The sequence below is a fragment of the Actinomadura sp. K4S16 genome, assembly GCF_008327685.1.
Lineage (GTDB): Bacteria > Actinomycetota > Actinomycetes > Streptosporangiales > Streptosporangiaceae > Spirillospora.
Genome location: NZ_BDDE01000019.1, coordinates 17,976 through 43,846, shown reverse-complemented (window position 1 = coordinate 43,846; position 25,871 = coordinate 17,976). Strand labels below are relative to the sequence as shown.

At 73.2% G+C, this 25,871-nt stretch carries 24 protein-coding genes; 13 read left to right on the top strand and 11 right to left on the bottom strand.

All coding sequences use genetic code 11. The annotated features are described in order from the left end of the window. The first annotated feature begins 6 nt into the window (after positions 1 to 6). The gene (locus K4S16_RS30265) at positions 7 to 501 is read left to right on the top strand and encodes a DUF3237 domain-containing protein (protein ID WP_149262479.1); all 495 of its coding nucleotides are present in this window, start codon (positions 7 to 9) and stop codon (positions 499 to 501) included. A 22-nt stretch (positions 502 to 523) separates the two neighbouring features. Here the strand turns inward: K4S16_RS30265 and K4S16_RS30260 are convergent, their stop codons facing one another. Together K4S16_RS30260 and K4S16_RS30255 are read right to left on the bottom strand one after the other, a co-directional pair. After that, on the bottom strand, positions 524 to 1,648 hold the full coding sequence (locus K4S16_RS30260) for a mandelate racemase/muconate lactonizing enzyme family protein (protein WP_149262478.1): 1,125 nt from the start codon (positions 1,646 to 1,648) through the stop codon (positions 524 to 526). 105 nt (positions 1,649 to 1,753) lie between these two features. After that, positions 1,754 to 2,812 carry a LacI family DNA-binding transcriptional regulator gene (locus K4S16_RS30255; RefSeq protein WP_149262477.1) on the bottom strand — a complete coding sequence of 353 codons (1,059 nt, stop codon included), beginning with the start codon at positions 2,810 to 2,812 and terminating at the stop codon, positions 1,754 to 1,756. A 143-nt stretch (positions 2,813 to 2,955) separates the two neighbouring features. Here K4S16_RS30255 and K4S16_RS30250 point away from each other — a divergent pair, with 143 nt between their 5' ends. The 9 genes from K4S16_RS30250 to K4S16_RS30210 all read left to right on the top strand — a co-directional run bounded on the left by K4S16_RS30250 (position 2,956) and on the right by K4S16_RS30210 (position 13,501). Further along, complete coding sequence (locus K4S16_RS30250) at positions 2,956 to 3,825, top strand: ABC transporter permease (RefSeq protein ID WP_149262476.1); 870 nt, start codon at positions 2,956 to 2,958, stop codon at positions 3,823 to 3,825. 128 nt (positions 3,826 to 3,953) lie between these two features. Further along, on the top strand, positions 3,954 to 4,976 hold the full coding sequence (locus tag K4S16_RS30245) for an ABC transporter substrate-binding protein (RefSeq protein WP_149262475.1): 1,023 nt from the start codon (positions 3,954 to 3,956) through the stop codon (positions 4,974 to 4,976). Between the two features lie 20 nt (positions 4,977 to 4,996). Continuing rightward, positions 4,997 to 5,818 (top strand): ABC transporter ATP-binding protein, encoded by an 822-nt coding sequence (locus K4S16_RS30240; RefSeq protein WP_235037172.1) that lies wholly within the window; start codon positions 4,997 to 4,999, stop codon positions 5,816 to 5,818. Between the two features lie 112 nt (positions 5,819 to 5,930). Further along, complete coding sequence (locus K4S16_RS30235; protein WP_149262473.1) at positions 5,931 to 7,082, top strand: Gfo/Idh/MocA family protein; 1,152 nt, start codon at positions 5,931 to 5,933, stop codon at positions 7,080 to 7,082. Next, positions 7,079 to 8,194: a dihydrodipicolinate synthase family protein gene (locus K4S16_RS30230; RefSeq protein ID WP_149262472.1), complete on the top strand. Its 1,116-nt coding sequence runs from the start codon at positions 7,079 to 7,081 to the stop codon at positions 8,192 to 8,194. The genes K4S16_RS30235 and K4S16_RS30230 overlap by 4 nt, the downstream gene beginning before the upstream one ends. Positions 8,195 to 8,210: 16 nt before the next feature. Beyond that, positions 8,211 to 9,041 carry a sugar phosphate isomerase/epimerase gene (locus tag K4S16_RS30225; RefSeq protein WP_149262471.1) on the top strand — a complete coding sequence of 277 codons (831 nt, stop codon included), beginning with the start codon at positions 8,211 to 8,213 and terminating at the stop codon, positions 9,039 to 9,041. Beyond that, complete coding sequence (locus K4S16_RS30220; RefSeq protein ID WP_149262470.1) at positions 9,038 to 10,327, top strand: hypothetical protein; 1,290 nt, start codon at positions 9,038 to 9,040, stop codon at positions 10,325 to 10,327. Before K4S16_RS30225 ends, K4S16_RS30220 begins: the two co-directional genes overlap by 4 nt. Positions 10,328 to 10,413: 86 nt before the next feature. Further along, positions 10,414 to 12,507, top strand: a complete 2,094-nt coding sequence (locus tag K4S16_RS30215; protein ID WP_149262469.1) for a sorbosone dehydrogenase family protein — start codon at positions 10,414 to 10,416, stop codon at positions 12,505 to 12,507. Between the two features lie 61 nt (positions 12,508 to 12,568). After that, positions 12,569 to 13,501, top strand: a complete 933-nt coding sequence (locus tag K4S16_RS30210) for a LamG domain-containing protein (protein ID WP_235037171.1) — start codon at positions 12,569 to 12,571, stop codon at positions 13,499 to 13,501. A gap of 84 nt (positions 13,502 to 13,585) precedes the next feature. On the opposite strand, the gene K4S16_RS46570 is transcribed toward K4S16_RS30210, so the two are convergent. From K4S16_RS46570 to K4S16_RS30185, 5 genes are all read right to left on the bottom strand, one after another. Then, complete coding sequence (locus tag K4S16_RS46570) at positions 13,586 to 13,939, bottom strand: hypothetical protein (RefSeq protein WP_149262468.1); 354 nt, start codon at positions 13,937 to 13,939, stop codon at positions 13,586 to 13,588. Positions 13,940 to 14,597: 658 nt separating this feature from the next. Next, complete coding sequence (gene galT / locus K4S16_RS30200) at positions 14,598 to 15,647, bottom strand: galactose-1-phosphate uridylyltransferase (RefSeq protein WP_149262467.1); 1,050 nt, start codon at positions 15,645 to 15,647, stop codon at positions 14,598 to 14,600. Between the two features lie 13 nt (positions 15,648 to 15,660). Next, positions 15,661 to 16,317, bottom strand: coding sequence for an ATP/GTP-binding protein (locus K4S16_RS30195; protein ID WP_149262466.1), 657 nt, complete (start codon positions 16,315 to 16,317; stop codon positions 15,661 to 15,663). Then, positions 16,298 to 16,675 carry a DUF742 domain-containing protein gene (locus tag K4S16_RS30190; protein ID WP_149262465.1) on the bottom strand — a complete coding sequence of 126 codons (378 nt, stop codon included), beginning with the start codon at positions 16,673 to 16,675 and terminating at the stop codon, positions 16,298 to 16,300. The genes K4S16_RS30195 and K4S16_RS30190 overlap by 20 nt, the downstream gene beginning before the upstream one ends. A gap of 6 nt (positions 16,676 to 16,681) precedes the next feature. After that, positions 16,682 to 19,234 (bottom strand): nitrate- and nitrite sensing domain-containing protein, encoded by a 2,553-nt coding sequence (locus K4S16_RS30185; RefSeq protein WP_149262464.1) that lies wholly within the window; start codon positions 19,232 to 19,234, stop codon positions 16,682 to 16,684. A gap of 289 nt (positions 19,235 to 19,523) precedes the next feature. Between K4S16_RS30185 and K4S16_RS30180 the strand changes: the two genes are divergently transcribed. Then, positions 19,524 to 20,741: an ABC transporter substrate-binding protein gene (locus K4S16_RS30180; RefSeq protein WP_149262675.1), complete on the top strand. Its 1,218-nt coding sequence runs from the start codon at positions 19,524 to 19,526 to the stop codon at positions 20,739 to 20,741. 43 nt (positions 20,742 to 20,784) lie between these two features. On the opposite strand, the gene K4S16_RS30175 is transcribed toward K4S16_RS30180, so the two are convergent. From K4S16_RS30175 to K4S16_RS30160, 4 genes are read right to left on the bottom strand one after another with little or no spacing between them, the layout of a single operon-like run. Then, positions 20,785 to 21,018: a hypothetical protein gene (locus K4S16_RS30175; protein ID WP_149262463.1), complete on the bottom strand. Its 234-nt coding sequence runs from the start codon at positions 21,016 to 21,018 to the stop codon at positions 20,785 to 20,787. Between the two features lie 60 nt (positions 21,019 to 21,078). Further along, entirely contained in the window at positions 21,079 to 22,158 is a 1,080-nt protein-coding gene (locus K4S16_RS30170; protein ID WP_149262462.1) for a family 2 encapsulin nanocompartment cargo protein polyprenyl transferase, read from the bottom strand. Positions 22,159 to 22,174: 16 nt separating this feature from the next. Then, positions 22,175 to 23,545 (bottom strand): family 2B encapsulin nanocompartment shell protein, encoded by a 1,371-nt coding sequence (locus K4S16_RS30165; RefSeq protein ID WP_149262461.1) that lies wholly within the window; start codon positions 23,543 to 23,545, stop codon positions 22,175 to 22,177. Next, on the bottom strand, positions 23,542 to 24,975 hold the full coding sequence (locus K4S16_RS30160; protein ID WP_235037170.1) for a family 2B encapsulin nanocompartment shell protein: 1,434 nt from the start codon (positions 24,973 to 24,975) through the stop codon (positions 23,542 to 23,544). Before K4S16_RS30160 ends, K4S16_RS30165 begins: the two co-directional genes overlap by 4 nt. Before the next feature lie 202 nt (positions 24,976 to 25,177). Between K4S16_RS30160 and K4S16_RS30155 the strand changes: the two genes are divergently transcribed. After that, a complete protein-coding gene (locus tag K4S16_RS30155; RefSeq protein WP_149262459.1) occupies positions 25,178 to 25,483 on the top strand; it encodes a helix-turn-helix transcriptional regulator in 306 nt (101 codons plus the stop codon). 1 nt (position 25,484) lies between these two features. Then, on the top strand, positions 25,485 to 25,871 hold the full coding sequence (locus K4S16_RS30150) for a hypothetical protein (protein ID WP_149262458.1): 387 nt from the start codon (positions 25,485 to 25,487) through the stop codon (positions 25,869 to 25,871).

Here is a 25,871-nt window from a genome sequence, read left to right as displayed (position 1 = left end):
TGAGCCATGCTGACGGACCCGCGCGTGAAGGACGTGGGCGAGATCCGCGCCGAATTCCTCTTCGACATCGTGGTCGATCTGGACCCCCTCCTGGACTTCGGCCGGGGGCCGGCCGGGCGGCGCGTCCTGTTCGGAGCGGCGGGCGGGGCGTTCGAGGGACCGATGCTGCGCGGCGAGGTCCTGCCGGGCGGCGGTGACTGGGCGCTGTTCCGGTCCGACGGGACCATGCTCCTGGACGTCCGGCTGACCCTCCGCACCGACGACGGCGCCCTGGTCCACATGACCTACGGCGGCCGCTACGCCACCCCGCCGGACCTGCGCGCCGAGATGGCCGACCCCGACACCAGGCACCGGGTCGACCCGTCGCAGTACTACTTCCGCACCAATCCGCTCTTCGAGACGGGAGCCGAGCAGTACGCGTGGCTGAACGACATCGTCTGCGTGGGCTCGGGCTACCTCGTCCAGGACGGGATCGCCTACAAGGTCTTCCAAGTGGTGTGAAAGAGCGTCGCAGGCGGGGCGGCTAGAGGACGTTCACCGCCAGCTCGCGGACGACGCGTTCGTCCACCTCGACGCCGAGGCCGGGGGCGTCCGGGACGCGGGCCGTGCCGTCGGAGACCTCGACCGTCGGGCCCGCGTACGGCGACTCGATGAACTGGCGGCCGTTGAGGTCGACCGGGGTGTCGACGCCGTAGGCCGAGAAGAGGTGCAGGGACGCGGCGAGGCCGAGGTCGGAGTCGGTGAGTCCGGAGCCCATCAGCGCGACGCCGCAGTCCTCGGCGAGGGAGCACAGGCGGCGCGAAAGGGTCAGGCCGCCGGTGCGCTGGACCTTCGCGATGGCGACGTCGACCGCGTCGAGGCGGACGAACGTCGCCAGGTCGGACGGGTGCCGGAGGCTCTCGTCGAGGGCGACGGGGATCGGGCAGGCGTCGCGGAGGCGGCGCAGGCCCGCGATGTCGTTGGCCGGGAGGGGCTGCTCGAACGCGGTCACGCCGAGGTCCTCCAGGCGGCGGGCCATCGCGAGGGCCGAGCGGACGGTATAGCCCTGGTTCGCGTCCACCCAGAGGGCCGCGTCGTCGCCCGCGTGGAGGCGGACGGCCTCCACCACCTCCGCGTCCTCGGGCCCCAGGCCCACCTTGACCTTGAAGGCGCGGTAGCCCAGGTCGCGGCCCTCGGCGACGCTGTCGGCCACCTCCTCGGGAGACCGGCCCGACACGATCCAGCCGAGGTCGATCGTCTCGCGGCGGCGCTGCCCCCACATGACCCCCAGCGGGACGCCGGCGGCGCGGCCGAGGAGGTCGTGGAGGGCGACGTCCACGGCCGACTTGGCCAGCGGCGCGCCGATGCTGAAGCCCCGGTTGACCGCGCGGTCGAAGGCGGTCGTCACGCCGTCGAGGTCCCAGGCGGGACGGCCGGTGATCGCCGGCGCGAGGTACCGGTCGACGGTGGTGACGATGGACTCGGCGGTCTCGTACGTCCAGGCCGGGATGGGGGTCGCCTCGCCCCAGCCGTGCGCGCCCTCCGCGCTGACCTTCACCAGGACGCGCAGGCTGGGCCGTCCGGCGACGGCGACCGCGCCGCCCGACACGCCGAACGAGCGCCGGGTGGGCAGGGCCACGCAGAACGTCTCGATCCGTTCGATCTTCATTCACGCCTCCGGATGCGGGGCGGCGCGCCCGCGGCGCCCCGGACGGTGGGACGGCGGGCGCGCCGCGGGTCAGGCGGGCACCGCCAGGCAGGCAGGCGCCGCGGGTCAGGCGGGCGGGGCCGTGCTGGCGCGCAGCACCACCTCGCCCGCGACCCGTTCGATGCGGCTGCGGCGCGCGGCGGGCTCGCGCAGGGCCAGGCCCATGACGCGCTCCCCCATCGCGTCCAGCGGCAGCGCGACGGTGGTGAGCGCCGGGGTCACGTCGCGGACCATCGAGATGTCGTCGAAACCGGCGAGCGACATCTCCCCCGGCACTAACACGCCGTTGTCGCGCAGCGCGGCGAGCGCGCCGATCGCCATGACGTCCGTGACGGCGAAGACGCAGGTCGGACGGTTCTCGCGGCGCAGCAGCTCGGTCGCCGCCCGGTAGCCGCCGTCGCGGGTGAAGGGAGCCTCGACGATGTGCTCGGGCGCGAGGCGCACGCCCGCGTCGGCGAGCGCGTCGGTGAACCCGCCGAGCCGGTCGTGGACGGTCGTCAGGGCGCGCGGGCCGGTCAGCACGCCGAAGCGGCGGTGGCCGAGGTCGAGCAGGGCGCGGGCCAGGGCGGCGGCGCCCTCCCGGTTCTGCGGCAGGACGGCGTCGACCTTGAGGCTGCGGTGCCGGCTGAGGACGGCGACGCGGCCGCCGGTGCGCTGGTAGGGGTCGAGCTCGGCGGCCATCGCGCGCTCCCAGTCGCGGTCCTCGAAGCCGGAGCCGATGAGCAGGATCGCGCGGGCCCGCTGGGCGCGCAGCATCGCCACGTACTCGATCTCGCGGGCCGGGTCGCGGAACGTGCTGGCGAGCATCACCAGCATTCCGTGCTCGGCCGCCGTGCGCATGACGCCCCGGGCCACGGCGGCGAAGTACGGGTCGCTGACGTCGTGGCAGATCACCCCGACGGACTTGCTGGAGGAACTGGCCAGGGCCTGCGCGTGCGCGTTCGGGGTGTAGCTCAGCTCGGCCGCCGCGGCGAGCACGCGTTCCCGCAGGTCGGCACGCACCTGCGCGGTCCCGTTCAGGACGCGGGACGCGGTGGCGAGCGAGACGCCGGCCTCCCGCGCGACGTCCTGCAGGGTCACGTACGCCCGGTCGCCGGTGCGCTCCTCCTCGGCCGCCTCCGTCATCACCGCTCCCTCGGCCGGCGCGGGGCCCTCGCGGCGGGTTCCTGGCGAAGACCCTCTTGACCGCGGCGCGCGCCGCTTCTTACGGTACATCAGAAAGCGCTTTCTGAACGCGCTTTCCGAACCACCCCGTCCGGAGGAACCCCATGGTGAGTCAGGGTACGACGGCCGCGCCGCCCTCGGCGGACGCGGCGGGCGTCGTGGAACGCGCCAGGCCCGGCGCCGGCGAACGGATCCGCGACGGCCTGGAACGGTCGTGGCGGCCGGTCGCCCTGCTGGTGGCCTGCTTCGCCGCATGGTGGGCGGTCAGCGCCTTCAAGCTGGTCGAGGCCTACCTCGTCCCGTCGCCCGGCGCGACGCTGCGGCTAATGAGCGACAAGTGGGGCTATATCTGGCAGCACACGTGGGTCACCACGTACGAGACCCTGATCGGCTTCGCGCTCGCGGTGCTGATCGGCGTCGCGTCCGCGGTGGTCATGGTGTACTCGGCGACGGTCGAGCGCACCCTCTACCCGATCCTGCTGTTCGCGCAGGTCATCCCGAAGATCGCGATCGCCCCGCTGTTCGTGGTCTGGCTCGGCTTCGGCATCGGTCCCAAGATCGTCGTGGCGGTGCTGATCGCCTTCTTCCCGGTGGTGATCTCGATGGTCGCCGGGCTCAAGGCGGTGGACCCGGAGATGCTGCAACTGTCGGCCACGATGGGCGCGAGCCCGATGGCCACCTTCACCAAGATCCGGCTGCCGGCCTCGCTCCCGCACCTGTTCTCCGGCCTGAAGGTCGCGGTCACCCTCGCCGTCACCGGCGCCGTCGTCGGCGAGTTCGTCGGCGCGAACGAGGGCCTCGGCTACGTGATCCTGCAGGCCAACGGCAACCTCGACACCCCGATGCTGTTCGCCGGGCTGCTGGTCATGTCGGCCATCGGCGTCGTGCTGTTCGTCGTCGTCGAGGTCGCGGAGAAGCTGCTGCTGCCGTGGCACGCCAGCCGCCGCGGCGAGGCCGTCACCACCACGTACTGACGGCGCCGCCGTCCCTGACGGCGCCCCACGGGCCCCCCGCCACCCGAAACCGCCCGCCCGGAACCACCGGACGGGACGTCCCGACACCAACGGCCGAGACAACCCACCCCCCTACGGAGGGCCGTCCTATGAAACTCCGCAACCTCGCCATCGCCGTCCTGGCTCCGGCCGTGGCGCTCGCCGCCACCGCCTGCGGCGGTGACTCCGGAGAGACCACCAGCGCCTCGGGCAAGAAGCTGACCAAGGTCACGCTGACCCTGAACTGGTACCCCTACGGCGAGCACGCGCCGTTCTACTACGGCAAGAAGAAGGGCATCTTCGAAAAGCACGGCATCGACCTGGAGATCAAGGCGGGCCAGGGCTCGCAGAAGACCGTCCAGGCCACCGGCGCCGGGCAGACCGACTTCGGCTGGGCCGACACGCCCGCGCTGCTCGCCGCCGTCGACAAGGGGATGCCGGTCAAGAGCATCGGCGTCTTCCTGCAGACGACGCCCGCGTCCGTGCAGTCGTTCACCTCGGCCGGGATCAAGAAGCCCGCCGACCTGAAGGGCAAGAAGATCGCCGGGACGGCCGGGGACGCGCTGGCGCGCACCTTCCCGGTGTTCCTGCAGAAGAACGGGATGAGCGCGAGCGACGTCCCCGTCCAGAACACCGACCCGGCCGGGAAGATGGCCGCGGTGCTGTCCGGGAAGACCGCCGGGCTGATGGGCTTCGCCAACGACCAGGGCCCGACGATGGCCGCCAAGTCCGGCAAGGAGGTCTCGATCCTGCGGTACTCCGACTTCGGGCTGAACTTCTACTCCAACGGCCTGCTGGCCGGCGAGCGGAAGCTGAAGAGCGACGCCGAACTCGTCAAGGAGATGGTCGCGGCCACGAGCGAGTCGTGGACGGCCGCGGAGGCCGACCAGGCGGGCGCCATCGCGAGCATGGCGGGCGCGTCCGAGCAGCTCCCGCCGGAGAAGGTCCTCACCGAGCAGTTCAAGACCACGCTGACGCTGCTGCACACCCCCGCGACGCAGGGCAAGGCGCCCGGCGTGAACACCGAGGACGACTGGAAGCAGACGATCAGCACCTTCCAGCAGGCCGGGGTCATCGGGAAGGCGCAGGCGCCCTCGGAGTACTGGCAGTCGTCGGCCGCGCCGCAGACCTGACGGGACGAGCGATGAGGATCATGAGCAAGCAATCCACCGGCACTCCGGGCGCGGAGCGGAGCGCGGACCGGGAGACGGCCGTCAGCCTCGACGAGGTCGCCGTCCGGTTCCGCAGCCGCAAGCGCGACGTCACCGCCCTGCGCGAGGTCTCGCTGGACGTCCCCATGGGGGAGTTCGTCGCGATCGTCGGCCCGTCCGGCTGCGGCAAGTCCACGATGCTGAAGCTGGTCGCGGGGCTGCTGAAGCCCTCGACCGGGGACGTGCGGCTGCGCGGCGAGAAGGTCGCGGGCCCGCGCCACGACATCGGCTACGTGTTCCAGCGGGCCGCGCTGCTGGAGTGGCGCAGCGCCCGCAAGAACATCCTGCTCCAGGCGGAGATGCGCAAGATGCCGGCCGAGCAGGCGCGCAGGCGGACCGCCGAGCTGATCGAGATGACCGGCCTGAAGGGCTTCGAGGACGCGCTGCCGCACGAGCTGTCCGGCGGAATGCAGCAGCGGGTCGCGCTGTGCCGCGCCCTGCTGCACGAGCCGCGCGTCCTGCTGATGGACGAGCCGTTCGGCGCCCTCGACGCCCTCACCCGCGAGCAGCTCAACATCGAGATGAACCGGATCTGGCGGGAGACGGGCACGACCGTCCTGCTGGTCACGCACTCGATCGCGGAGGCGGCCTACCTGGCCAACCGCGTCGTGGTGATGACCGACCGGCCCGGCTCGATCGCCGAGATCATCGATGTCGACCTGCCCCCGGAGCGCGACTACGCCGCCACCATGGCCCGCCCGGAGTTCGCCCGCGTCACCAACCGCGTCCGGGGCCTCCTCGGCGCGGGCGCCGCGGCCGACTGACCAGGCCGGGCGCGGCGGACGGCCGACCGGGGCGGAGCCGCGGCCGGCCGACCGGGCGCGCGCCGAGCAAGGCGCACAGCACACGACACACGACAGGCTAGGAAGGAACGGGATGGCACGCAGGTCCATCGGGATCGTCATGAACGGCGTCACCGGCCGGATGGGGTACCGCCAGCATCTCCTCCGCTCGATCCTCGCGATCAGGGAGCAGGGCGGGGTGCGCACGGCCGAGGGCACCGTGCTGTGGCCCGAGCCCGTGCTGGTGGGACGCAGCGAAGCGAAGCTGCGCGAGCTGGCGGAGCGGCACGGGTTGACGGCGTGGACGACCGACCTGGCCGAGGCGCTGGCGCGTCCGGACACCGACGTCTACTTCGACGCCCAGGTCACCAGCGCGCGGGTCGACGCGATCCGCGCGGCGGTGGCGGCGGGCAAGCACATCTACACCGAGAAGCCCCTCGCCGAGGACCTGGAGACCGCGGTCGCGCTGGCCCGGCTCGCCGACGAGGCTGGGGTCAAGCACGGCGTCGTCCAGGACAAGCTGTTCCTGCCGGGGCTGCTCAAGCTCAAGCGGCTGGTGGACGGCGGGTTCTTCGGGCGGATTCTGTCGGTCCGCGGCGAGTTCGGCTACTGGGTCTTCGAGGGCGACTGGCAGGAGGCGCAGCGGCCGAGCTGGAACTACCGCGTCGAGGACGGCGGCGGGATCATCCTGGACATGTTCTGCCACTGGCGGTACGTGCTGGACGGGGTGATCGCGCCGGTGCGCTCGGTGCAGGCGCTCGGGGCCACCCACATCCCCGAGCGGGTGGACGAGCACGGCAAGCCCTACGAGGCCACCGCCGACGACGCCGCCTACGGGATCTTCGAGCTGGACGGCGGGATCGTCGCGCAGATCAACTCCTCCTGGGCGACGCGGGTGTTCCGCGACGAGCTGGTGGAGTTCCAGGTCGACGGCACCGAGGGCTCGGCGGTCGCGGGGCTGCGGCGCTGCCGCGTCCAGCACCGCTCGATGACGCCCAAGCCGGTGTGGAACCCCGACCTGCCCGCCACCGAGGACTTCCGCTCCCAGTGGCAGGAGATCCCCGACAACACCGAGTTCGACAACGGCTTCAAGGCCCAGTGGGAGATGTTCCTGCGGCACGTCGCCGACGACGGCCCCTTCCCCTGGGACTTCTACGCCGGGGCGCGCGGCGTCCAGCTCGCCGAACTCGGCCTCCGGGCGTGGCGGGAAGGCCGCCGGCTGGACGTCCCGGAGCTGACGCCATGAAGATCGATCTGCCCGGGGCGCCCGGCCACGCGATGAGCGAGCCGCGCACCTACAAGCCGCCCGCCGGGCCCAGCACGTCGCGCGTCGCGTACGCGGCCGCGCACGTGGTCGCGGGCGGCGAGTCGCTGGACTGGGACGCGACGCTCGCGTTCCGGCGGCACCTGTGGTCCTACGGGCTGGGCGTCGCCGAGGCGATGGACACCGCCCAGCGCGGCATGGGCCTGGACTGGACGACGACCCGCGAGCTCATCGTGCGGAGCGGTGAGGAAGCGCTTTCAGAAGGGGGCCGGATCGTCTGCGGCGCGGGCACCGACCAGCTGCCGCCGGGGCCCGCGTCCCTGGCGGAGATCGCCGCCGCCTACGAGGAGCAACTGGCCGTCATCGAGTCCGTGGCCGCGGTGCCGGTGCTGATGGCGAGCCGCCACCTGGCCGCCGCGGCGAACGGCCCGGAGGACTACGCCTCGGTGTACGGGCGGCTGCTCGCGCAGGTCGAGCGGCCGGTCGTGCTGCACTGGCTGGGCCCGATGTTCGACCCGGCGCTGGAGGGCTACTGGGGCTCGGACGACCTCGACGTCGCGGCCGGGGCGCTGCTCGCCCTGATCGGCGAGCACGCGTCCCGGATCGACGGCGTCAAGATCTCGCTGCTGGACGCGGGGCGCGAGGTCGACCTCCGCCGCCGGCTGCCGTCCGGCGTCCGGCTCTACACCGGGGACGACTTCAACTATCCGGAGCTGATCCGGGGCGATGCCGAGGGGCACAGCGACGCGCTGCTCGGAATCTTCGACCCGATCGCGCCCGCCGCCGCTGCGGCACTGCACGCGCTCGACGACGGCGACACCGCGTCCTACGAGGAGATCTTCGAGCCGACGGTGCCGCTGGCCCGGCACCTCTTCGAGACCCCCACCTACTACTACAAGACGGGGGTGGTGTTCCTGGCCTGGCTGACCGGCCACCAGCGGCACTTCCGGATGGTCGGCGGGCTGGAGACCGCGCGTTCCGTGCCGCACATGGTCCGCCTCTTCCAGCTCGCCGACGCCGCCGGCCTCTTCCCCGACCCCGGCCTCGCGGCGCACCGGATGCGCGCGTGGCTGACCGTCCAGGGAGCCGCGTGATGAGGGGAGGCGCCTGATGAGGTTCAGCCTCAACCAGTGGACGACCCGGTACTGGGCCCTGCCGGAGCTGGCCGCCGGCTGCGCGTCCGCCGGGGTGACGGGCGTCGGGCTCTGGCGGGAGCCCGTCGCCGAGTACGGCCTGGCCCGCACCGGCAAGCTCATGCGCGACCACGGGCTGGCGGTCACGTCCCTGTGCCGGGGCGGGTTCTTCCAGGAGCCGGACGCGCTGGAGAGCAACCGCCGCGCCGTCGAGGAGGCCGCCGAGCTGGGCGCGCCCGCCCTGTGCCTGGTCAGCGGCGGCCTGCCGGAGGGCTCCCGCGATCTGGACGGGGCGCGCTCGCGCGTCGCCGACGTCCTGGCCGAGCTCGCGCCCTTCGCGGGCGAGCACGGCGTCCAGCTCGCGATCGAGCCGCTGCACCCGATGTTCTGCTCGGACCGGTGCGTCGTCTCCACCCTCGGCCAGGCGCTCGACCTGGCGGCGCCCTTCCCGTCCGCCCAGGTCGGCGTCATGGTCGACACCTACCACCTGTGGTGGGACCCGGCTGCGTGGGACGGCATCGCCCGCGCGGGCGCCGAGGGCCGGATCTCGCTGTTCCAGGTCGCCGACTGGGTCACGCCGCTGCCCGAGGGCGCCCTCACCGGACGCGGCATGCTCGGTGACGGATGCGTCGAGCTGCGCCGGTTCCGCGAGGCCGTGGACGCCACCGGCTACACCGGCCCGATCGAGGTGGAGATCTTCAACGACGCGCTGTGGGCGATGCCGGGCCCCGAGGCCCTCGCCCTCACGCTGGCCCGCTTCGGGGAGCACGTCCTGAAGGAACCCGCCTTGAAGGAACACGGGGCGTGACGTCCGCTCCGGCGCGCCCGCGCACGTCCGGGGCCGGCGGCGGCCGGACGTGGCGGGCGGCGGCCGGGGCGTGGCTCGGCATCGGGACGGCGCCCGGCGCGCTCGTCCTCGGGGCGCAGATCGGCGGGCGGCACGGCGGTGCGCTGCCCGTCCCGGTCCTGGTGGTGGGCGGCGCCGTGATGGCGGCGCTGCTCGCCGCGCAGGGACGGCTCGGCCTGCGGGAGCCCGCCGGGGAGAACGCCGGGATGGCGGAGCTCGCGCCCCGCTACCTGCCCCCGGTCGCCGAGCGCGCCTTCACCGCGCTGCTCGCGGTCGCGATGGCCGGCTGGTTCGGCTTCAACGTCGGCCTCGGCGGGGCGGCCGCCGCGGCGCTCGGCGGCGTCCCGGACGCGGTGGGCGTCGCCGCGCTGACCGTCCCCACGGTCGCGGTGCTGGTCGCCGGCGGCGGCCGGTGGAACGCGGTCGCGGTCGTCACCACCCTGACCGCCGTCGCGCTGATCGGCATCGTCGCGGTGAAGCTCGCGCCGCCCGCGTCGCCGGTGTCGCTCGCCCGGGACGGACCGCCCGGCCTCCTCGCCGCGGACCTCGCCGGATACATCGGGTACGTGTCGGTGTTCGCCGTGCGGGCCCCCGACTTCACCGTGGGCCTGCGCGGCCGCGGCGACCTCGCGGCCTGCGTCGCGCTCCTCGTCGTCCCCGCGCTCGGGGCCTCCGTCGTCGGCGCCGGGGTCGCGGCGGCCAGCGGATCCACCGACGTGGTCGCCGTGCTCGCCGGACCGGACGGCCTGCCCGCGGCGAACCTGTTCGTCGCCGCGTCGGTCATCGCCCCGACGCTCGCCGCCGTCCACTCCGGCGCCCTCGCCGTCACCCGCTTCCTCCCCCACCCACCCGATCCCGCCCCGGCGCGGCGGGTGGAGGGGCGGCGGGTCGTGGCGGTGCTGGCGATCGCGGTGCCCGGGGCGGTGCTCGCGGCGCTCCGGGTCGACCGGATGCTGCTCGAATGGCTGACGGTGCTGGCGGCGGCGCTGCCGGCGCTCGTCCCGCCGATGGCGGCGGAGTTCGCGCGGCGGCGCGGGCGCGCGGGACGGCCCGTGGCGACGTGGATCTGGGCCCCCGGAGCCGCGGCGGCCGTGGCGCTGACCCTGGCGGGCCATGCGGCCGCCGCCCCGGTCGGTCTCGTCGTCTCCGCGGCCGCGACGGCGGTCCACGCGTGGTTCCACCGGGCTTCCCGCGGACGCGGTCATGACGCGATGTCCACATCCGGCTGGCCCGAAATTCGTCCTTGACGTGCGGGCGAGACCGGTCGTACGTTCTGGAAAGCGCTTCCAGAAAGCGCTTTCCTGCCACCGATCCCCACCCTAGGACGGCCGGAATGCGAAGAAAACTCAGCTGGTGTCTCCTCACGATCGCGGCGCTGCTGCTGCCGCTGCTCACCGTCCCCCCGGCGGCGCAGGCGCGCGACGACGCGCCGATCCTCGACCCGATCCCCGAAGACCCCGCCCCGTCCGGCCTCGGCCTCGTCCTCCAGGAGGTCGCGCAGCTGCCGAAGTCGACGCCGACGGGCACCCCCACCGACCCGCGGCTGCTGCGGTGGAACCGCATCAACTACGTCGGTGAGGTCCCCGACCACTCGGGCCGCCTGTACGTGCCCGACCTGAACGGCAACCTGTACCTGCTCGACAAGAAGACCCGCACCCCGCACGTCTACCTGGACGTCGCCGCCACGTTCGCGCCCGACTTCTTCTCCCAGGCCGGACTCGGACAGGGCTTCGGATTCGTCGCGTTCCACCCCGACTTCCGGAAGAACGGGAAGTTCTACACCGCGCACGTCGAGGCGGGCAACGCGCTCAAGACCAAGACGCCCGACCTCACCCCGCAGCCGAAGACCGGCTACCACGGCGTCATCGACGAGTGGACGGCGGACGACCCGAAGGCGGACACGTTCTCCGGGACGCACCGCGAACTCCTGCGCATCGGGTTCGCCGGCCGCATCCACAACCTCCAGCAGATCGACTTCAACCCCAACGCCCGTCCGGGCGACGCCGACTACGGCAAGCTCTACCTGTCGGTCGGCGACGGCGGCAACGGCAACGTCGGCGACAACGGCGGCGACCCGCAGAACCTCGCCGTCCCCCAGGGCAAGGTCCTGCGGATCGACCCGGCCGGGAACGACAGCGCGAACGGCAAGTACGGCATCCCCGCCGACAACCCCTACGCCGGGCAGCCCGGCAAGGTCGGCGAGATCTACGCCTACGGCATGCGCGACCCGCACCGGTTCAGCTGGGACACCGGCGGCACGCACCGGATGTTCCTCGCGCACATCGGCGAGCACGAGATCGAGTCGATCCACGAGCTCTACCCCGGCGCGAACATCGGGTGGAGCGAGCGGGAGGGCGCGTTCACGTTCCGCAAGGACGACCGCTGCCACCTGTACCCGCTGCCGGCCGACGACGACAAGTACGACTACGAGTACCCGCTCGCGGCCTACGACCACGACCCGCCCGCCGACTGGAACTGCAGCAGCGACGTGGGCCACGCCATCTCCGGCGGCTACGTGTACCGGGGCGCGCGACTGCCCGCGCTGCGCGGCAAGTACCTGTTCACCGACATCGTGGACGGCCGGCTCATGTACACCGAAGAGTCGGAGATGAAGCACGACGCGACCGGCAGGAACCGCGCGCAGATCTACGAGCTGGCGGCCTACGACACCTCCGGCAAGCCCGTCACGATGCGGGAGCTGGCCGGTGACCAGCGCGTCGACCTGCGGTACGGGTCGGACGCGCAGGGCGAGCCCTACCTGCTCGCCAAGGCCAACGGCAAGATCTGGAAGGTGGTCGGGACGAAGCGGGTCGCGGCCGGCGCGGCGGGCCCGGTCCGCATCGGGAACGCGATGGACGCCGAGAACTGGGCGCCCGTCACGCCGTCCAAGTGGGAGTTCCCCGGCGACCAGGTCATCCTCGCCGAGGAGGGCCAGCAGCGCCCCGGGCCGCGCCGCCCGTTCGAGTACGCGGTGCTCGACAAGGGGCCGGTGCTGACCTCGGCGCGGATCGACGCGAAGGTGCGGCTCGACACCCCGGTGTCGGTCAGCAACCGGGACGTGATCGTCGTCTTCGGCTACCAGGACGACACGCACTTCTACTACGCGCACCTGTCCAGCGACAACACCATCTACCCGCACAACGGGATCTTCCTGGTGAACGGCGCCGACCGGCTGCGCATCGACCAGCAGTGGAACGCCAACCGGTCGCACGGCGCCCCGCCGGCCATCACCGACGAGGCGTGGCACCGCGTCCGGGTGGACCGCCGGGCGGACACCGGTGAGATCGCCGTCTACGTGGACGGGTCGTCCAAGCCGGTCTTCACCGCCCTCGACAGGACCCTCGGCTCCGGCCGGGTGGGCTTCGGCTCGTTCGACAACATCGGCCGGCTCCGCGACCTGACGGTCCGCGGAACCCAGGCGAAGTAACGGCCTCCTCCGGGCGGGCGCCGGCTCGCGGCGCCCGCCCGGAGGACTCCAAGGAGTCGACATGATGATCCGCCGCGGCACCGCCGCACTCACCACCGCGCTGCTGGGCGCCTCGCTCTGCGTCGCAGCACCGGCCAGCGCCTCGACCGGCGGCGTCTTCCCGCCCCTGAAGAAGAACCTCGTCTCCTACTACGACTTCGAGCACCCCGTCCCGGGCGACCCGTCCCGCGAGGCCGACAGCGGACGGTCCGGCACCACGATCAACCTCATCAACGGCGGCGCGGACATGCGGGTCCGGGACGGCGCGCGGCGGCACGCCATCCAGCTCGGGCAGGTGAACCCGGCCGCGAAGGGCAACGACGACTGGAAGGCCGGGATCTACTCGGCGACCGGCGTCCCGTCCCTGCACGCGTTCAGCTCCGCCAAGGGCGCGACCCTCGCGGGCTGGTTCAAGATGACCGGCACGAACCCGAGCCCCAACACCGAGACGTCGAACCCGAGCGACGTCTACAACGCGGTCGGCCTGTCCGGCCTGCTCACAGGCGACTCCGACGGGCACGCCGTGCGCGCGCTGCTGGAGATCATCGAGGTCTCCGGCACCCTGCACGTCGTCGCGCTCGGCCGCCGCGTGGACGGTTCGAAGTCGCAGACGTTCGCCGCGAGCGAGGACTGGCGGAGCATCCTCCCGCAGAACACCTGGGTGCACCTCGCCGCGACGTTCGACTACGACACCGGCGAAATGGCGCTCTACAAGGACGGCAGGCCGCTGGAAGGCTTCTACACCACGGCCGGCGACCCGTGGGGCCTCGAAGGCGAGCCCGAGCCCGACGTCACGTCCGCCACGGACCCGCGCGGCATCAAGATCGGCGGCAGCTTCCCGCAGAACACCGCGGAGAAGAACCCCTGCAACTGCCGCATGGACGGCCTGATGTTCCTCGACCGCGCCATCACCGCGAAGGAGGCGGCCATCCAGTACAGGTTCGCGAAGCAGTGACAAGCCGCCGCCGGCGCCCTGCGCGCCGGCGGCTACCACTCGCCGACAGGGCCGGGCCCACCCCCCCGGCCCTGTTTCGTGTGCTCAGCGATTCCCGTGGGGGCGGGCGGTGTAGAGGGCGGTGTCGGTGGCCGCGAGGAGAGTGCCGTCCGGGGCCAGGGCCAGGTCGTTCGCGGGGGCCGGAAGCTTGACGCGGTGGGACGGGGCCGGCGCGGCGGTGTTCCAGGCGAAGAGGGTGTCGGGGGCGTCCCGGAGGACGGCGGCCACCAGGAGGTGACCGTCGACCAGGGCCGCGGCCGTCTGGTCGACGGGGGCGGGGACGGACAGGGACGCGATGCGGGCACCGTCCAGGCCGTGCACGCCCAGGTCATCCGGGGTCGGGCAGACGAGGACGAGGCCGTCCGGAGACGGGACGAGGGTCCCGGCGGCGGTCGGCACGGCGGCGATCTCCTCGCCGCGTTCCAGGTCGCGGAGTCGCCGGTCAGGGCTACGAGGGGGCCCGTCGCGGGCGTCGCGTGCAGGAGGCGGCGGTCGACGGCGCTGCCGTGGCCGAGCCAGAGGTGGAAGCCGGCGAGCCGGTCGCCGGTGAGGGCGTCCCACACCGCCACCTCGGCGTCGCTGGCCGGGCCGAAGACCGCGACGACGGCGGCGCGGCCGTGGTGGACGGCGAGGCCGAGCAGGTCGGGGTGGGCGTCCAGGGTGACGTCGCGGCCCGTGCCGAGGTCGTGGACGTGGAGGCGGTCACGGTGCGTCCAGGCGACGGTCGGCGACCCGGCGGGGACGCCGAACGCCCAGTCGGCCCGGTCTGCGGGGAAGTCGGGGATGGGCGGCCCGAGCGGCGCGCCGGCCGCGAGGTCCCACGCCTGGCCGGTGTTCACGCCCTGCCCGACGCGGGACGTGAAGGCCAGCGGCGGTCGCTCCGCGGTGGCGGCGACGCCGTCGAAGGACCCGCGCGCCAACGGGCCCGCCAGCACGCTTTCCGGCATGCGTGGGAGCGTAGGCCACCCGGCGCAGATCGTTCCACGCAGTCGCGAAAACGGGCGGGTGAGGCCCGTGTTACCCGTCGGCCGCGCGTGTCACCCGATGGTGACGCCCGTCATCCGCCGGCGGCGCGCAGGCGGGCGGCGACGTCCTCCGGGGGGACGTCGTTGATCCAGGCGGCCATGCCCGACTCCGAGCCCGCCAGGTACTTGACCTTGTCGGCGGCACGGCGGATCGAGAACAGCTCCAGGTGCAGGCGGAGCAGGTCGCGGCCCTCGCCGACCGGCGCCTGGTGCCAGCCCGCGACGTACGGCAGCGGCGTGTCGTAGAGGGCGTCGCAGCGGCGCAGCAGGTCCCGGTAGAGGACGGCCAGCTCGTCGCGCTCCCCCGGGTCGAGGGCGGCCAGGTCGGGGACGTGGCGGTGCGGCGTCAGGTGCACCTCGACCGGCCAGCGGGCGGCGGCGGGGACGTAGGCCGTCCAGTGCTCGCCGGACAGCACGACGCGGCTGCCGGCGCGCTCGGCCTTCAGCAGGTCGCCGAACAGGTCCGGGTTCGCGGCGGCCGACGCCAGCATCCGCTCGGTGCGCGGGGTCACGAACGGGTAGGCGTAGATCTGGCCGTGCGGGTGGTGCAGGGTCACGCCGATCTCGACGCCGCGGTTCTCGAACGCGAAGACCTGCGCGACGCCGGGGATCGCCGACAGCTCGGCGGTGCGGTCGGCCCACGCGTCGATCACCGTCCGGACGCGGGAGACGGGCAGCAGCGACATCGACGCGGAGTGGTCGTCGGTGAAGCACACGACCTCGCAGCGCCCGGCGCCGCGGGACCGCTCCACCCCGTCGATCGAGGGCGGCACCGGCGGGGTGCGGACGTCGAAGGACGGGAAGCGGTTCTCGAACACGGCGACGTCGTAGGACGGGTCGGGGATCTCCGAGGCCGGGCCGCCGGGGCACAGGGGGCACTGGTCTGCGGGCGGCAGGAACGTCCGCGTGTTGCGGTGCGCGGTGATCGTGACGTGGTCGCCGGTCAGCGGGTCGCGGCGGACCTCGCACACCGGCTCGACCGGCGGGAGGCCGCGCGGGTCGGCGACGGGCGCCCGGCCGGGCGACTCGTCGTAGTAGACGATCTCGCGGCCGTCCGAGAGCCGCGCCTTTGTCCGGTTCATCTCGACCGGCAGCCTACAGCGCCGGGGCGCCTGCGCGCGTCTCCTCCTCGTGCACCGACAGCAGGTACCTGACCAGCGTCGTCAGCACCTCCTTGCCGGACGTGCGCTCCCGGACGTCGCACAGCACGACCGGAGTGTTCTCATTGAGGTCGAGCGCCTCGCGGATCTCCGCGGGCGTGTAGTCGTAGCCGTCGTCGAAGCAGTTCACCGCGATGACGAACGGCAGGCCCCGGTTCTCGAAGTAGTCGACGGCGGGGAAGCAGTCGGCGAGGCGGCGGGTGTCGGCGAGCACGACGGCGCCGAGCGCCCCGAAGGACAGCTCGTCCCACATGAACCAGAACCGGTCCTGGCCGGGCGTGCCGAACAGGTACAGCACGAGGCCGTCGCGGATCGTGATGCGGCCGAAGTCCATGGCGACCGTGGTGGTCGTCTTCTGCTCGACGCCCTCGGTGTCGTCGACGCCGACGCCCCGGTCGGTGAGCAGCTCCTCGGTCTGGAGGGGGCGGATCTCGCTGACGGAGCCGACGAGCGTGGTCTTGCCGACGCCGAAGCCCCCGGCGACGAGGATCTTCACCGCGACGGGGGTCGCCGGGGCGGACCCCTCGTGGGGGGACGGCCCCGCGCTCCCTCCGGCGGCCGCGCCGGCGTTCTCAGAGGGCTTGGAGACCATGGAGCACTTCCCTCAGCAGACGTTCCTTGGAGAGCGTGCTCTCCTGTTGGGGACGGGTGGCGGTGATGAGCCGGTGGTGGAGCAGGTCGCCGAGCAGCACCCGCACGACGACCAGCGGCAGCCGCATCCGCGCCGCGATCTCCGCCACCGGCTGCGGTTGCAGGCACATCTCCAGGATGTCGAGATGCTCGGGGCCGATGCCGGGCGAGCCGGAGCGGGGCCGCGCCGCGGTCGAGACTATCGTGATCATGTCGAAGGCCTCACCGGTCGCGGGCCTGGCCCGCCCGCGGGTGAGCGCGTACGACCGGACGATCGGGCCGGCCTCGTCATCGAGCCATTCGTTGCCAGGACCGGTCATGGTCCGTCACGATTCCTCGGTGTCGAGGGACTCGGCGCGGCCGCGCCGGGTGCCCTGCTGGATGGACGACATCATCGACCGCAGCTGCTCGGGCGTCCGGTCGGCGCGGGCGGCCGGCGCCGGCTCGGCGGGCGCGGAGCGGTCCTCGCGCAGCTGGGAGGCCATGTTCTCCTGCCGGACGCGCTTCGGCAGCGAGGGCTTCTCGCCGGGCGACGCGCCGGGGGGACGGCGCCGGACCTCGCGGGGCGAGCGCGGCACGCTCGGCGGGGGCGGAGGCGGCGGCGACGCGGGTTCGGACGGCGGGTCGCCCCACGGCGAGGGCGCCGACCGGGGCGACGGCGCCGGGCCCTGCATCGGCTCCTCGAACACCGGGATGGGCCCGGTCAGCGCGTCCGGTTCCCCGTTCGACGCGGAGGACTGCATGGAGGACTGGATCGGCGACGGCGCCGAGTGCGGGGGCGCGGGGGCGGCCGGGGGGATGAAGGGGCGCGCGGGCTGGGCGAGCGGCTCCTGCGGCGGAGACTGCGGAGGCTGCGGGGACGGCGCGGCGTGCCGCCCGGACGGCAGGTGCAGCACGGACCCGCCCTCGCCGCCGTCCAGCGCCGCCTGCGGGCCGCCGCGGCCGCCGCCCACGACTGTGCCGACGGGGACGAGCGCGTCCTCCGCGCGGCGGGTGGTGAGCGCGGGCGCGCCGCTCACCGTGTCGCCCTCGTCGGGGACGACGAGTTCCTCGGGCAGCAGCACGATCGCGGTCATGCCGCCGTAGGGGGACGTCCGCAGGGTGACCTTGATGCCGTGCCGGCGGGCCAGCCGCCCGACGACGAACAGGCCGAGCTGCGCGCTGTCGGACAGGTCGAACTCGGCGGCGGTGGCGAGCCGCTCGTTGGCGGCGGCGAGGCTGGGCTCGTCCATGCTGAGGCCGCGGTCCTCGACCTCCAGCGTGAAGCCGTGCGAGACGGCCTGCCCGTGCACCTGGACGGTCGTGTGCGGCGGCGAGAACGTGGCGGCGTTCTCGATCAGCTCGGCGAGCAGGTGGATGACGTCGGCGACGGCCGGGCCGACGATCGCGGCGCGGGTCATCGGGGCGACGTTGACCCGGGTGTAGTCCTCGACCTCGGAGGCGGCGGCGCGGGCGACGTCCACGATCGCGACGGGGCTGCGCCAGCCGCGGCCGGGCGCCTGCCCGGACAGGATGATCAGGCCTTCGGCGTGCCGGCGCATGCGAGTGGCGAGGTGGTCGACCCGGAACAGGTCCTCCAGGTCGTCGGGGGTCTCGATGCGCCGCTCCATCGAGTCCAGCAGCTTGAGCTGGCGGTGCAGCAGCGTCTGGCTGCGGCGGGCGAGGTTGACGAACACGTCGCTGACGTTGCGGCGGAGCGTCGCCTCCTCGACCGCGCTCTGGATCGCGGTGCGGCGCGCGGCGTTGAACGCGTCGCCCACCTGGTCGATCTCGCGGGTGCCGAACGACAGCGGCGGCGCCTCGGCGGCCACGTCGACCTCCTCGCCGCGGCGCAGCCGGCGGATCACGCCGGGCAGCCGGACGTCGGCCAGGTCGATCGCCTCGCGGCGCAGCCGGGCCAGCTCGCGGATGACCGACCGGGCGACCCAGATCGCGAGGACGAGGGTCGCGATGACCGCGACCACGCCGAGCGCGCCCGCGAGGACGACGCGGGTGATGATGCCCTCGGAGATCGGCTGGGCGCGCTCCTCGGCGCCCGCGGAGACCGCCAGTTCGAGGCCGCGCAGCCGGGTGAGGTTGGAGTCGGCGGTGGTCTTCCACAGCACGCCGGCCGTGCCGGCGGAGTTGACCAGCCGGGGCGAGGCGACGAAGTGGTCCTCCAGCGTCCGCAGCCGGCCGTACTCGGGCATCCCGACGATGCGCTGGTAGTAGGACTGGTCGGGCGAGCGCAGCTCGGCCGCGGTGTAGGTGTAGAGGGTGCGCTGCGTCCCGACGAGCTTGGTGTACTGGGCGTGCTCGTCGGGGGTGATCCTGCCGGCGGCGATCGCGCCCGCCAGCAGCGCGTCCTCCTGCGCGAGGGCCTCGCGGGCCCGGGTCAGCGACGCCTCGTTGCGGGCGTCCTTGGCGACCTCGGAGTTGTTCAGAGTGGCGAGTGAGCCCTGCAGGGCGCCGACGTCGCCGAGCAGGGTCGTGTAGTCGGCGAAGGCGCGCGCCCGGTTCAGGCGCCCGGCGTCGATGGCGCGGCGCCGGTCGTCCAGCCCGTCCAGCTCGGTGAGGATCTTGTTCGCGATGCGCCGGGCGTCCTGCGAGGCGGCGCCCTGGACGGCCTCGGATCTGGCGAGCCGGCGGAACAGCTCGGCCTGCCGGTCGGTGACCAGGCGGCCGGACTCCATGGCGGCGCGGTCGCCCTCCGCGCGGCCGCCGAGGTACACCATCGACAGGCGCCGCTCGGCCTGCAGGGCGCTGCCGAGCGCGCCCGACGGGTAGCCGTAGTGGTCCTGGACGGTCTTGACGTGGCGGAGGTTGAGCCCCTCGCCGAGGGCGATGCTCGCGGCGAACGCCCACAGCACGCCGAGGGAGACCACCGACACGGTGACCATCAGGACGACCTTGAAGCGGATGGACCGGAAACGCGCGGCCTTGGGAGCCCGCCGGTGACCGGCGGACGAGTCCGTGGTGCGGCCTCGATTTGGCACTGCGGCTGAACCTTCACTCGGGGCGGACGGGACGGGCAGGTGGCGGGTGGCGGGCGGGCGTCGACTGCGCGGAGCGGCTCGCGCGGAACGCAGGAGAGCCTAGGACGGTCGGCCGCTATGTGTCGACAGTTTCCAGATCATCACGTTTTGTGGCGACGGATGGCCCAAAATACCCCTACGATGCCTCAGCGTGATGGCTCGTACCCCAGAAGCGACGACGACCGTGCGCTCTCCGGCCCGTCCCCGCCGGGCCCTCCTCGCCGCGGGGGCACTGGTCGCGGCGGCGCTGACCGGCGCCTGCAGCGGCGACTCCGGCGGGACCGCCGCGCCGCCCGACGTCCCGATGCTGCAGGAACTCGGCACCCCGGAGGGCCGGCTCGACCTGGTCGCCTGGGCGGGGTACGCCGAGAACGGCACGAACGACCCGAAGGTCGACTGGGTCAAGCCGTTCACGAAGGCGACCGGCTGCAAGGTCTACACGAAGGTCGCTGACACCTCCGACTCGATGGTCGCGCTGATGAAGACCGGGCAGTACGACGGCGTGTCGGCGTCCGGCGACGCGAGCCTCCGGCTCATCTACGGCGGGACGGTCGCGCCCGTCAACACCGGCCTGGTCGCGAACTGGGAGGACGTCGCCAAGTACCTGAAGAACCAGCCGTACAACTCCGTCCGCGGGCAGATGTACGGCATTCCGCACGGCTACGGCGCCAACATGCTGATGTACCGGACGGACAAGATCACGCAGCGTCCGACGTCGTGGAACGTGGTGTGGGACAAGAACTCCCCCGCGGCCGGGCACGTCGTCGCCTACGACTCCCCCATCTACATCGCGGACGCGGCGCTCTACCTCAAGACGCACCGCCCCGACCTGAAGATCACCGACGTGTACGAGCTGGACGAGAAGCAGTTCGACGCGGCGGTCGACCTGCTGAAGCAGCAGCGTCCGAACGTCAACCAGTACTGGGCGAACTACCTGGACGAACTCCAGTCGTTCAAGAGCGGCTACAACTACGCCGGCACCGCCTGGCAGGTGACCGCGAACCTGGCCATGACGGACAAGGCACCGGTCGCCACGACGATCCCGACCGAGGGCGCGACCGGCTGGTCCGACACCTGGATGATCTCCTCGAAGGCCCAGCACCCGACCTGCATGTACAAGTGGATGAGCTGGATCACCACGCCGAAGGTGCAGGCGGAGGTGGCCCAGTGGTTCGGCGAGGCGCCCGCCAACCCCAAGGCGTGCGGGTACACCGCCAAGGGCTTCTGCTCGACCTACCACGTCGGCGACCCGGAGTTCTACAAGCGCCTGGCGTTCTGGAAGACCCCGGTGAAGGACTGCGGCGACGACCGTGGAAGCAAGTGCGTGGACTACTCCCGCTGGGCCCAGGCCTGGACCCAGATCAAGGGCTGAGCCGCTCCGCCCCGGCCCCGGGCCCGCGGGTCGGGTCGGGTCGTCAGGGCCAGCGGTACTCCGCGCCCTCCGACGGGACGTGGTGGGGCAGGTAGCACTTCGTCGTGACGTGCTCGTCCTTGCAGTCGAGGCACAGGTAGGTGCGGTGGCCGCGCAGCCCGCGGCCCCGCCTGTCGCAGGGCGGGCAGACGCACGGCGACCAGCCGACGATGACCCGGCCCGGGTGGAGCCTGTGCCCCGCCGGACACAGAAACGGGACGTGTTCGAGAGCCTGCACGCCTCGACCCTACTCGAACAAACGATCGATCGAGAAGCGGCCTTCCGCACGTGGCGGGAGTCAGTGGTCGCGGGTGGCGGTGTGGTGGGCGAGGGCGCGCAGTTCGGCGGCGGCGCAGGGGGCGGCGTCGGCGGCGTCCAGCTCGGCGAGGGCCTCGGCCAGGAGCTCGTCGGCGCGGGCGGCGGCCCAGGAGCGGCCGCCCGCCGCGTCGGCGAGGCCGGCGGCGCGGACCACCTCCTCGTCGGTGAGCGGCGTGTCGCGCAGGTAGAGCGCGGCGAGCTCGTCGCCGGCGGCGCCGCCCGAGGTGAGGGCCGCGACGAGGGGCAGCGACTTCTTGCGGCGGCGCAGGTCGGCGTGGACGGGCTTGCCGGTGACCGCCGGGTCGCCCCAGATGCCGAGCAGGTCGTCGGCGAGCTGGAAGGCGAGCCCGAGGCGCTCACCGAAGGCGCGCAGGCGCGCCACCTGCCCGGCGGTGCCGCCCCCGTACACGGCGCCGAGCGCGCAGGAGGCGCCGAGCAGCGCGCCGGTCTTGCCCGCGGCCATGGCCAGGCACTCGTCGAGCGTGACGTCCGCGCGCTCCTCGAACGCCAGGTCGGCGCGCTGGCCCTCGACCAGGTCGAGGACGGCGCGGGCGAGGATGCGGACGCCGCGCGCGACCACCGCGGACGGCTCCTCGGCGAGGAGCTCGTAGGCGGCGGCGAGGAGCGCGTCCCCGGTGAGGATCGCGGCGTTGGCGCCGAAGACGGCCCAGGCGGTGGGGCGGTGCCGGCGGGTGAGGTCGCCGTCCATCACGTCGTCGTGCATGAGGGAGAAGTTGTGCGCGAGCTCGACCGCCACGGCGGCCGGCAGGGCGGCCTGGACCGTCCCGCCGACCGCCTCCGCGGCCAGCAGCGCGAGCGCGGGCCGGATCGCCTTGCCGCCCGCCCCGGCGGCCGGGCGGCCGCGCTCGTCGCGCCAGCCGAAGTGGAAGCCCGCGGTGGAGCGCGACGCGTCCGGCATGGCCTCGACCACGTGCCGCAGCGCGGGGTCGAGCAGGCGGCGGCTCCAGGTGAGCACCTCCGCCGCGGTCCGGGGGCGGTGCCGCGGCTCCGTGCGGTGGTCGCAGCCGACCACGGCCGGGTCGTCTCTCCAGGCGGGCATGGCGTGTCCCCTCTCCTCAGCGGGCGATCTCGACGTTCTCCAGGACGCCGAGGGCGTCGGGGACCAGCACGGCGGCCGAGTGGTAGGCGCTGACCAGGTAGGTCAGCAGCCCCCGGTCGTCGATGCCGGTGAACCGGACCGACAGGCCCGGCCGGACCTCGCCCTCCAGCCCGGTGCGGTGCAGGCCGATGACGCCCTCGTCGTCCTCGCCGGTGCGCAGCGCGAGGATCGAGCTGGTCCCGGTCGGGGAGATGGGGATCTTGTCGGACGGGAGGATCGGGACGCCGCGCCAGGCGTGCGCGCGGCGTCCCTCGACCTCGACGGGTTCGGGGTACACGCCGCGGCGGGTGCACTCCCGGCCGATCGCGGCGATCGTCTTCGGGTGGGCGAGGAAGAACCGGGTCTTGCGGCGCCGCGCGAGCAGCTCGTCCATGTCGGCGGGGGTCGGGGGGCCGCCGAGGGTCTGGATGCGCTGGCGCAGGTCGGCGTTGTGCAGCAGGCCGAAGTCGGGGTTGTTGATCAGTTCGTGCTCCTGGCGCTCCCTGATCTCCTCGATGGTCAGCCTGAGCTGCTGCTCGACCTGGTCCATCGGCTCGCCGTAGAGGTCGGCGACCCGGGAGTGGACGCGCAGGACCGTCTGGGCGACGGCCAGTTCGTACTCGCGGGGCGAGGCCTCGTAGTCGACGAACGTGCCGGGCAGGACGGGTTCGCCGCCGTGCCCGGACGCCACCTCGATCGCCGCCTCGCCGTGCCTGGTCTGCGGCGGGACGGGCGCGGCCCGGTACTCCTCCAGGTGCGCGCGCAGCGGCGCGGACCGCTCGGTCAGCTCGGCGATCGCCCCGCGCGGCAGCGTCAGGACGATCACGGGGGTGAGCGCGCGGAACGTGTGCGCCCACTCCCCCGGCTCGCCGAGCAGCGCGTCGGCGCCGAAGAACCGGCCGTCGGCGAGGACCCCGACCCGGCTCTCGGCGTCGTAGGCGCCGGGCGCGGTCTGCTCGACCTTGCCGTGCGCGACGAGGTGGACCGCGTCGAGGGGCCCGCCCGACTCCGCGATCACCTCGCCGGGCCGGTACTCGCGCTGCTCGAAGCGCGCGGCGAGACCGTCCAGGACCGCGGGGTCGGGCAGGCCGCGCAGCGGCGGCAGCTCGGCCAGTTCGGGCGGGACGACGCGGACCGCCGCGCCGTCGTTGACGAACGTCACGAGGCCGTCGCCGAGCCGGTAGGTGAGCCGGCGGTTCACCCGGTAGGACCCGGCGTCCGCCCGCACCCACGGCAGCTGCGACAGCAGCCACCGCGGGGTGGTGCCCTGCGTCTGCGGGACGGACTTGGTCGTCGTGGCGAGGTTGCGCGCGGCCCGGGTGGAGAGGGCCGGCCGTTCCCGCGTCACGCGCCGGCACCGCCGTGCGCGACCTCGACCGACTCCAGCATGCCGAGCGCGTCGGGCACCAGGACGGCCGCCGAGTAGTACGTGCTGACCAGGTAGTTGATGAGCGCCCTCTCGTCGACGCCCATGTAGCGGACCGACAGGCCCGGCTGGTACTCGTCGGGCAGGCCGACCTGGTGCAGCCCGACGACGCCCTGCGCCGCCTCGCCGGTCCGCATCAGCAGGATCGAGCTGGTGAGCGTGCGGCTGATGGGGATCTTGTTGCACGGGAAGATGGGCACGCCGCGCCAGCCGGGCACCTTGTGGCCGCCGACGTCGACGCTGTCGGGGTAGACGCCGCGGGCGCTGCACTCGCGGCCGAACGCGGCGATCGCCTTCGGGTGGGCGAGGAAGAACGCCGGGTCCTTCCAGACGAGGGTGAGCAGCTCGTCCATGTCGTCGGGCGTGGGCGGGCCGGAGCGGGTGTGGACGCGCTGGGAGAGGTCGGTGTTGTACAGCAGGCCGAAGTCGCGGTTGTTGACGATCTCGTGCTCCTGCCGCTCGCGCAGCGCCTCTATGGTCAGCCTGAGCTGCTGCTCGATCTGGTCCATCGGCTGGTTGTAGAGGTCGGCGACGCGGGTGTGGACGCGCAGCACGGTCTGCGCGACGCTCAGCTCGTACTCGCGGGGCGAGGCCTCGTAGTCGACGAACGTGCTCGGCAGGACGGGCTCGCCGTCGTGCCCGGAGGCCACCTCGATCTCCGCCTCGCCGTGCGCGTTGTGGGCGCGCGGGGGGCTCGTCCGGTACTCCTCCAGGTGCGCCTGGAGGGAGGCGGACTGGCCGAGCGTCTCCTGGAAGTCGGCCCGGCTCATGCTGAGGATCGTGCAGGTGGTCACGGCCTTGACGGTGTGCTCCCAGGTCGGGGGCTCCTCGCCCGCCTGCGTCGCGACGAGGGCCTGCTCGCCGAAGAAGTCGCCGTCGGCGAGCGTGCCGAGGACCGCGTCGGAGCCGTACTCGCCGGCGCCGATCTTGCTGAGCTTGCCGTGCGCGACGAGGACGACGCGGTCGACGGGATGCCCGCGCTCGACGACGACGTCGCCGGGCGCGTACTCCTGCTGGGTGAAGCGCCCCGCGATGGCGCCCAGGGTCACCTCGTCGTCGTAGCCGCGCAGCGGGGCCAGTTCGCCGAGCTCGCGCGGGATCACGCGGATGTCGGCGCCGGTGGTGACGAACGTGACCCGGCCGTCGCCCAGCGTGTAGGTGAGCCGCCGGTTGACGCGGTAGGTGCCGCCGGAGGCCTGCACCCAGGGCAGCAGCTTCAGCAGCCACCGCGACGTGATGCCCTGCATCTGCGGGACGGACTTGGTCGTGGTCGCGAGGTTCCGCGCGGCGTCGGTGCCGAGGCTCAGCCGGTGGTCCTGTTGCTGCTGGTCCTGGAGCTGCTGTTCCGTCACGTCACACACCACCGATTCGTCGTGGGTCCGAGGGGATGGCGGCCTTTGGCCACCGGTGACGCTACAGACGGTAATGAGACGGTTGCAAGCAGCCATGGACTCCACCTCTGATTCGCCCTCGGGCCACACAAGTCGCACCGGTACGCGACTTCCCCCGCAATATGCATTCTTAGGCATATACGCAGGCGGTTATGATGACGCCATGACATCCGCGTTCGCCGTGCTCGCCGAGCCGGCCCGCCGCCGCATCCTGGACCTGCTGCTGGAACGTCCGCGCCCGGTGGGCGAGCTCGTCGAGCGGCTGGGGCTCACGCAGCCGGGGACGTCCAAGCACCTGCGCGTGCTTCGCGACGCGGGTCTCGTCCAGGCGCGCCAGGACGCGCAGCGCCGCGTCTACGAGGTCCGCCTGGAACCCCTCGCCGAGGTGGACGCGTGGCTGGCCCCCTACAGGCGCGCCTGGGCGTCGCGCCTGGACGCCCTCGAAGAGCACCTCGACGCGGCGGAATGACATGGGACGCCGCCGTTACCGCAGGCTCCTGGTAGGCGCCGACACCTACCGATGGGTGGTGGGGCACCAGCATGAGAGGGACGAGGAGGGCATCCACGGCTGCCGTGAGGTCCTGCTTCTCAGCAAGGACGGGCGTCCGGGGAACATCAACGTCGTCTTCCGGGAAGGGCCCGGCAGGATCGTCCCGGACGGCGGCCCCTACACGCACAGCGGAAGCGTGTGCCGCGCGGAGGACGAGTCCATGCTCAACCTGCACAAGCCGAGCGTCGTCCGCGCGCTGGTCGACGTCGTGGTGGAGCGCGGCGAGGACTTCGGCTCCCGCGTCGAGCTCGACGGCTGGACCGTCATCGACGCCGTCTACGCGCGCCTGCGGGCGGCGCAGCGCTGA

What these genes read in the sequence shown, in the direction of transcription:
- K4S16_RS30265 (WP_149262479.1), top strand. Translation starts at nt 7, where the DNA reads ATGCTGACGGACCCGCGCGTGAAGGACGTGGGCGAGATCCGCGCCGAA.
- K4S16_RS30260 (WP_149262478.1), bottom strand. Translation starts at nt 1,648, where the DNA reads ATGAAGATCGAACGGATCGAGACGTTCTGCGTGGCCCTGCCCACCCGG.
- K4S16_RS30255 (WP_149262477.1), bottom strand. Translation starts at nt 2,812, where the DNA reads ATGACGGAGGCGGCCGAGGAGGAGCGCACCGGCGACCGGGCGTACGTG.
- K4S16_RS30250 (WP_149262476.1), top strand. Translation starts at nt 2,956, where the DNA reads ATGGTGAGTCAGGGTACGACGGCCGCGCCGCCCTCGGCGGACGCGGCG.
- K4S16_RS30245 (WP_149262475.1), top strand. Translation starts at nt 3,954, where the DNA reads ATGAAACTCCGCAACCTCGCCATCGCCGTCCTGGCTCCGGCCGTGGCG.
- K4S16_RS30240 (WP_235037172.1), top strand. Translation starts at nt 4,997, where the DNA reads ATGAGCAAGCAATCCACCGGCACTCCGGGCGCGGAGCGGAGCGCGGAC.
- K4S16_RS30235 (WP_149262473.1), top strand. Translation starts at nt 5,931, where the DNA reads ATGGCACGCAGGTCCATCGGGATCGTCATGAACGGCGTCACCGGCCGG.
- K4S16_RS30230 (WP_149262472.1), top strand. Translation starts at nt 7,079, where the DNA reads ATGAAGATCGATCTGCCCGGGGCGCCCGGCCACGCGATGAGCGAGCCG.
- K4S16_RS30225 (WP_149262471.1), top strand. Translation starts at nt 8,211, where the DNA reads ATGAGGTTCAGCCTCAACCAGTGGACGACCCGGTACTGGGCCCTGCCG.
- K4S16_RS30215 (WP_149262469.1), top strand. Translation starts at nt 10,414, where the DNA reads ATGCGAAGAAAACTCAGCTGGTGTCTCCTCACGATCGCGGCGCTGCTG.
- K4S16_RS30210 (WP_235037171.1), top strand. Translation starts at nt 12,569, where the DNA reads ATGATGATCCGCCGCGGCACCGCCGCACTCACCACCGCGCTGCTGGGC.
- galT (WP_149262467.1), bottom strand. Translation starts at nt 15,647, where the DNA reads ATGAACCGGACAAAGGCGCGGCTCTCGGACGGCCGCGAGATCGTCTAC.
- K4S16_RS30195 (WP_149262466.1), bottom strand. Translation starts at nt 16,317, where the DNA reads ATGGTCTCCAAGCCCTCTGAGAACGCCGGCGCGGCCGCCGGAGGGAGC.
- K4S16_RS30190 (WP_149262465.1), bottom strand. Translation starts at nt 16,675, where the DNA reads ATGACCGGTCCTGGCAACGAATGGCTCGATGACGAGGCCGGCCCGATC.
- K4S16_RS30185 (WP_149262464.1), bottom strand. Translation starts at nt 19,234, where the DNA reads ATGGTCACCGTGTCGGTGGTCTCCCTCGGCGTGCTGTGGGCGTTCGCC.
- K4S16_RS30180 (WP_149262675.1), top strand. Translation starts at nt 19,524, where the DNA reads ATGGCTCGTACCCCAGAAGCGACGACGACCGTGCGCTCTCCGGCCCGT.
- K4S16_RS30170 (WP_149262462.1), bottom strand. Translation starts at nt 22,158, where the DNA reads ATGCCCGCCTGGAGAGACGACCCGGCCGTGGTCGGCTGCGACCACCGC.
- K4S16_RS30155 (WP_149262459.1), top strand. Translation starts at nt 25,178, where the DNA reads ATGACATCCGCGTTCGCCGTGCTCGCCGAGCCGGCCCGCCGCCGCATC.
- K4S16_RS30150 (WP_149262458.1), top strand. Translation starts at nt 25,485, where the DNA reads ATGGGACGCCGCCGTTACCGCAGGCTCCTGGTAGGCGCCGACACCTAC.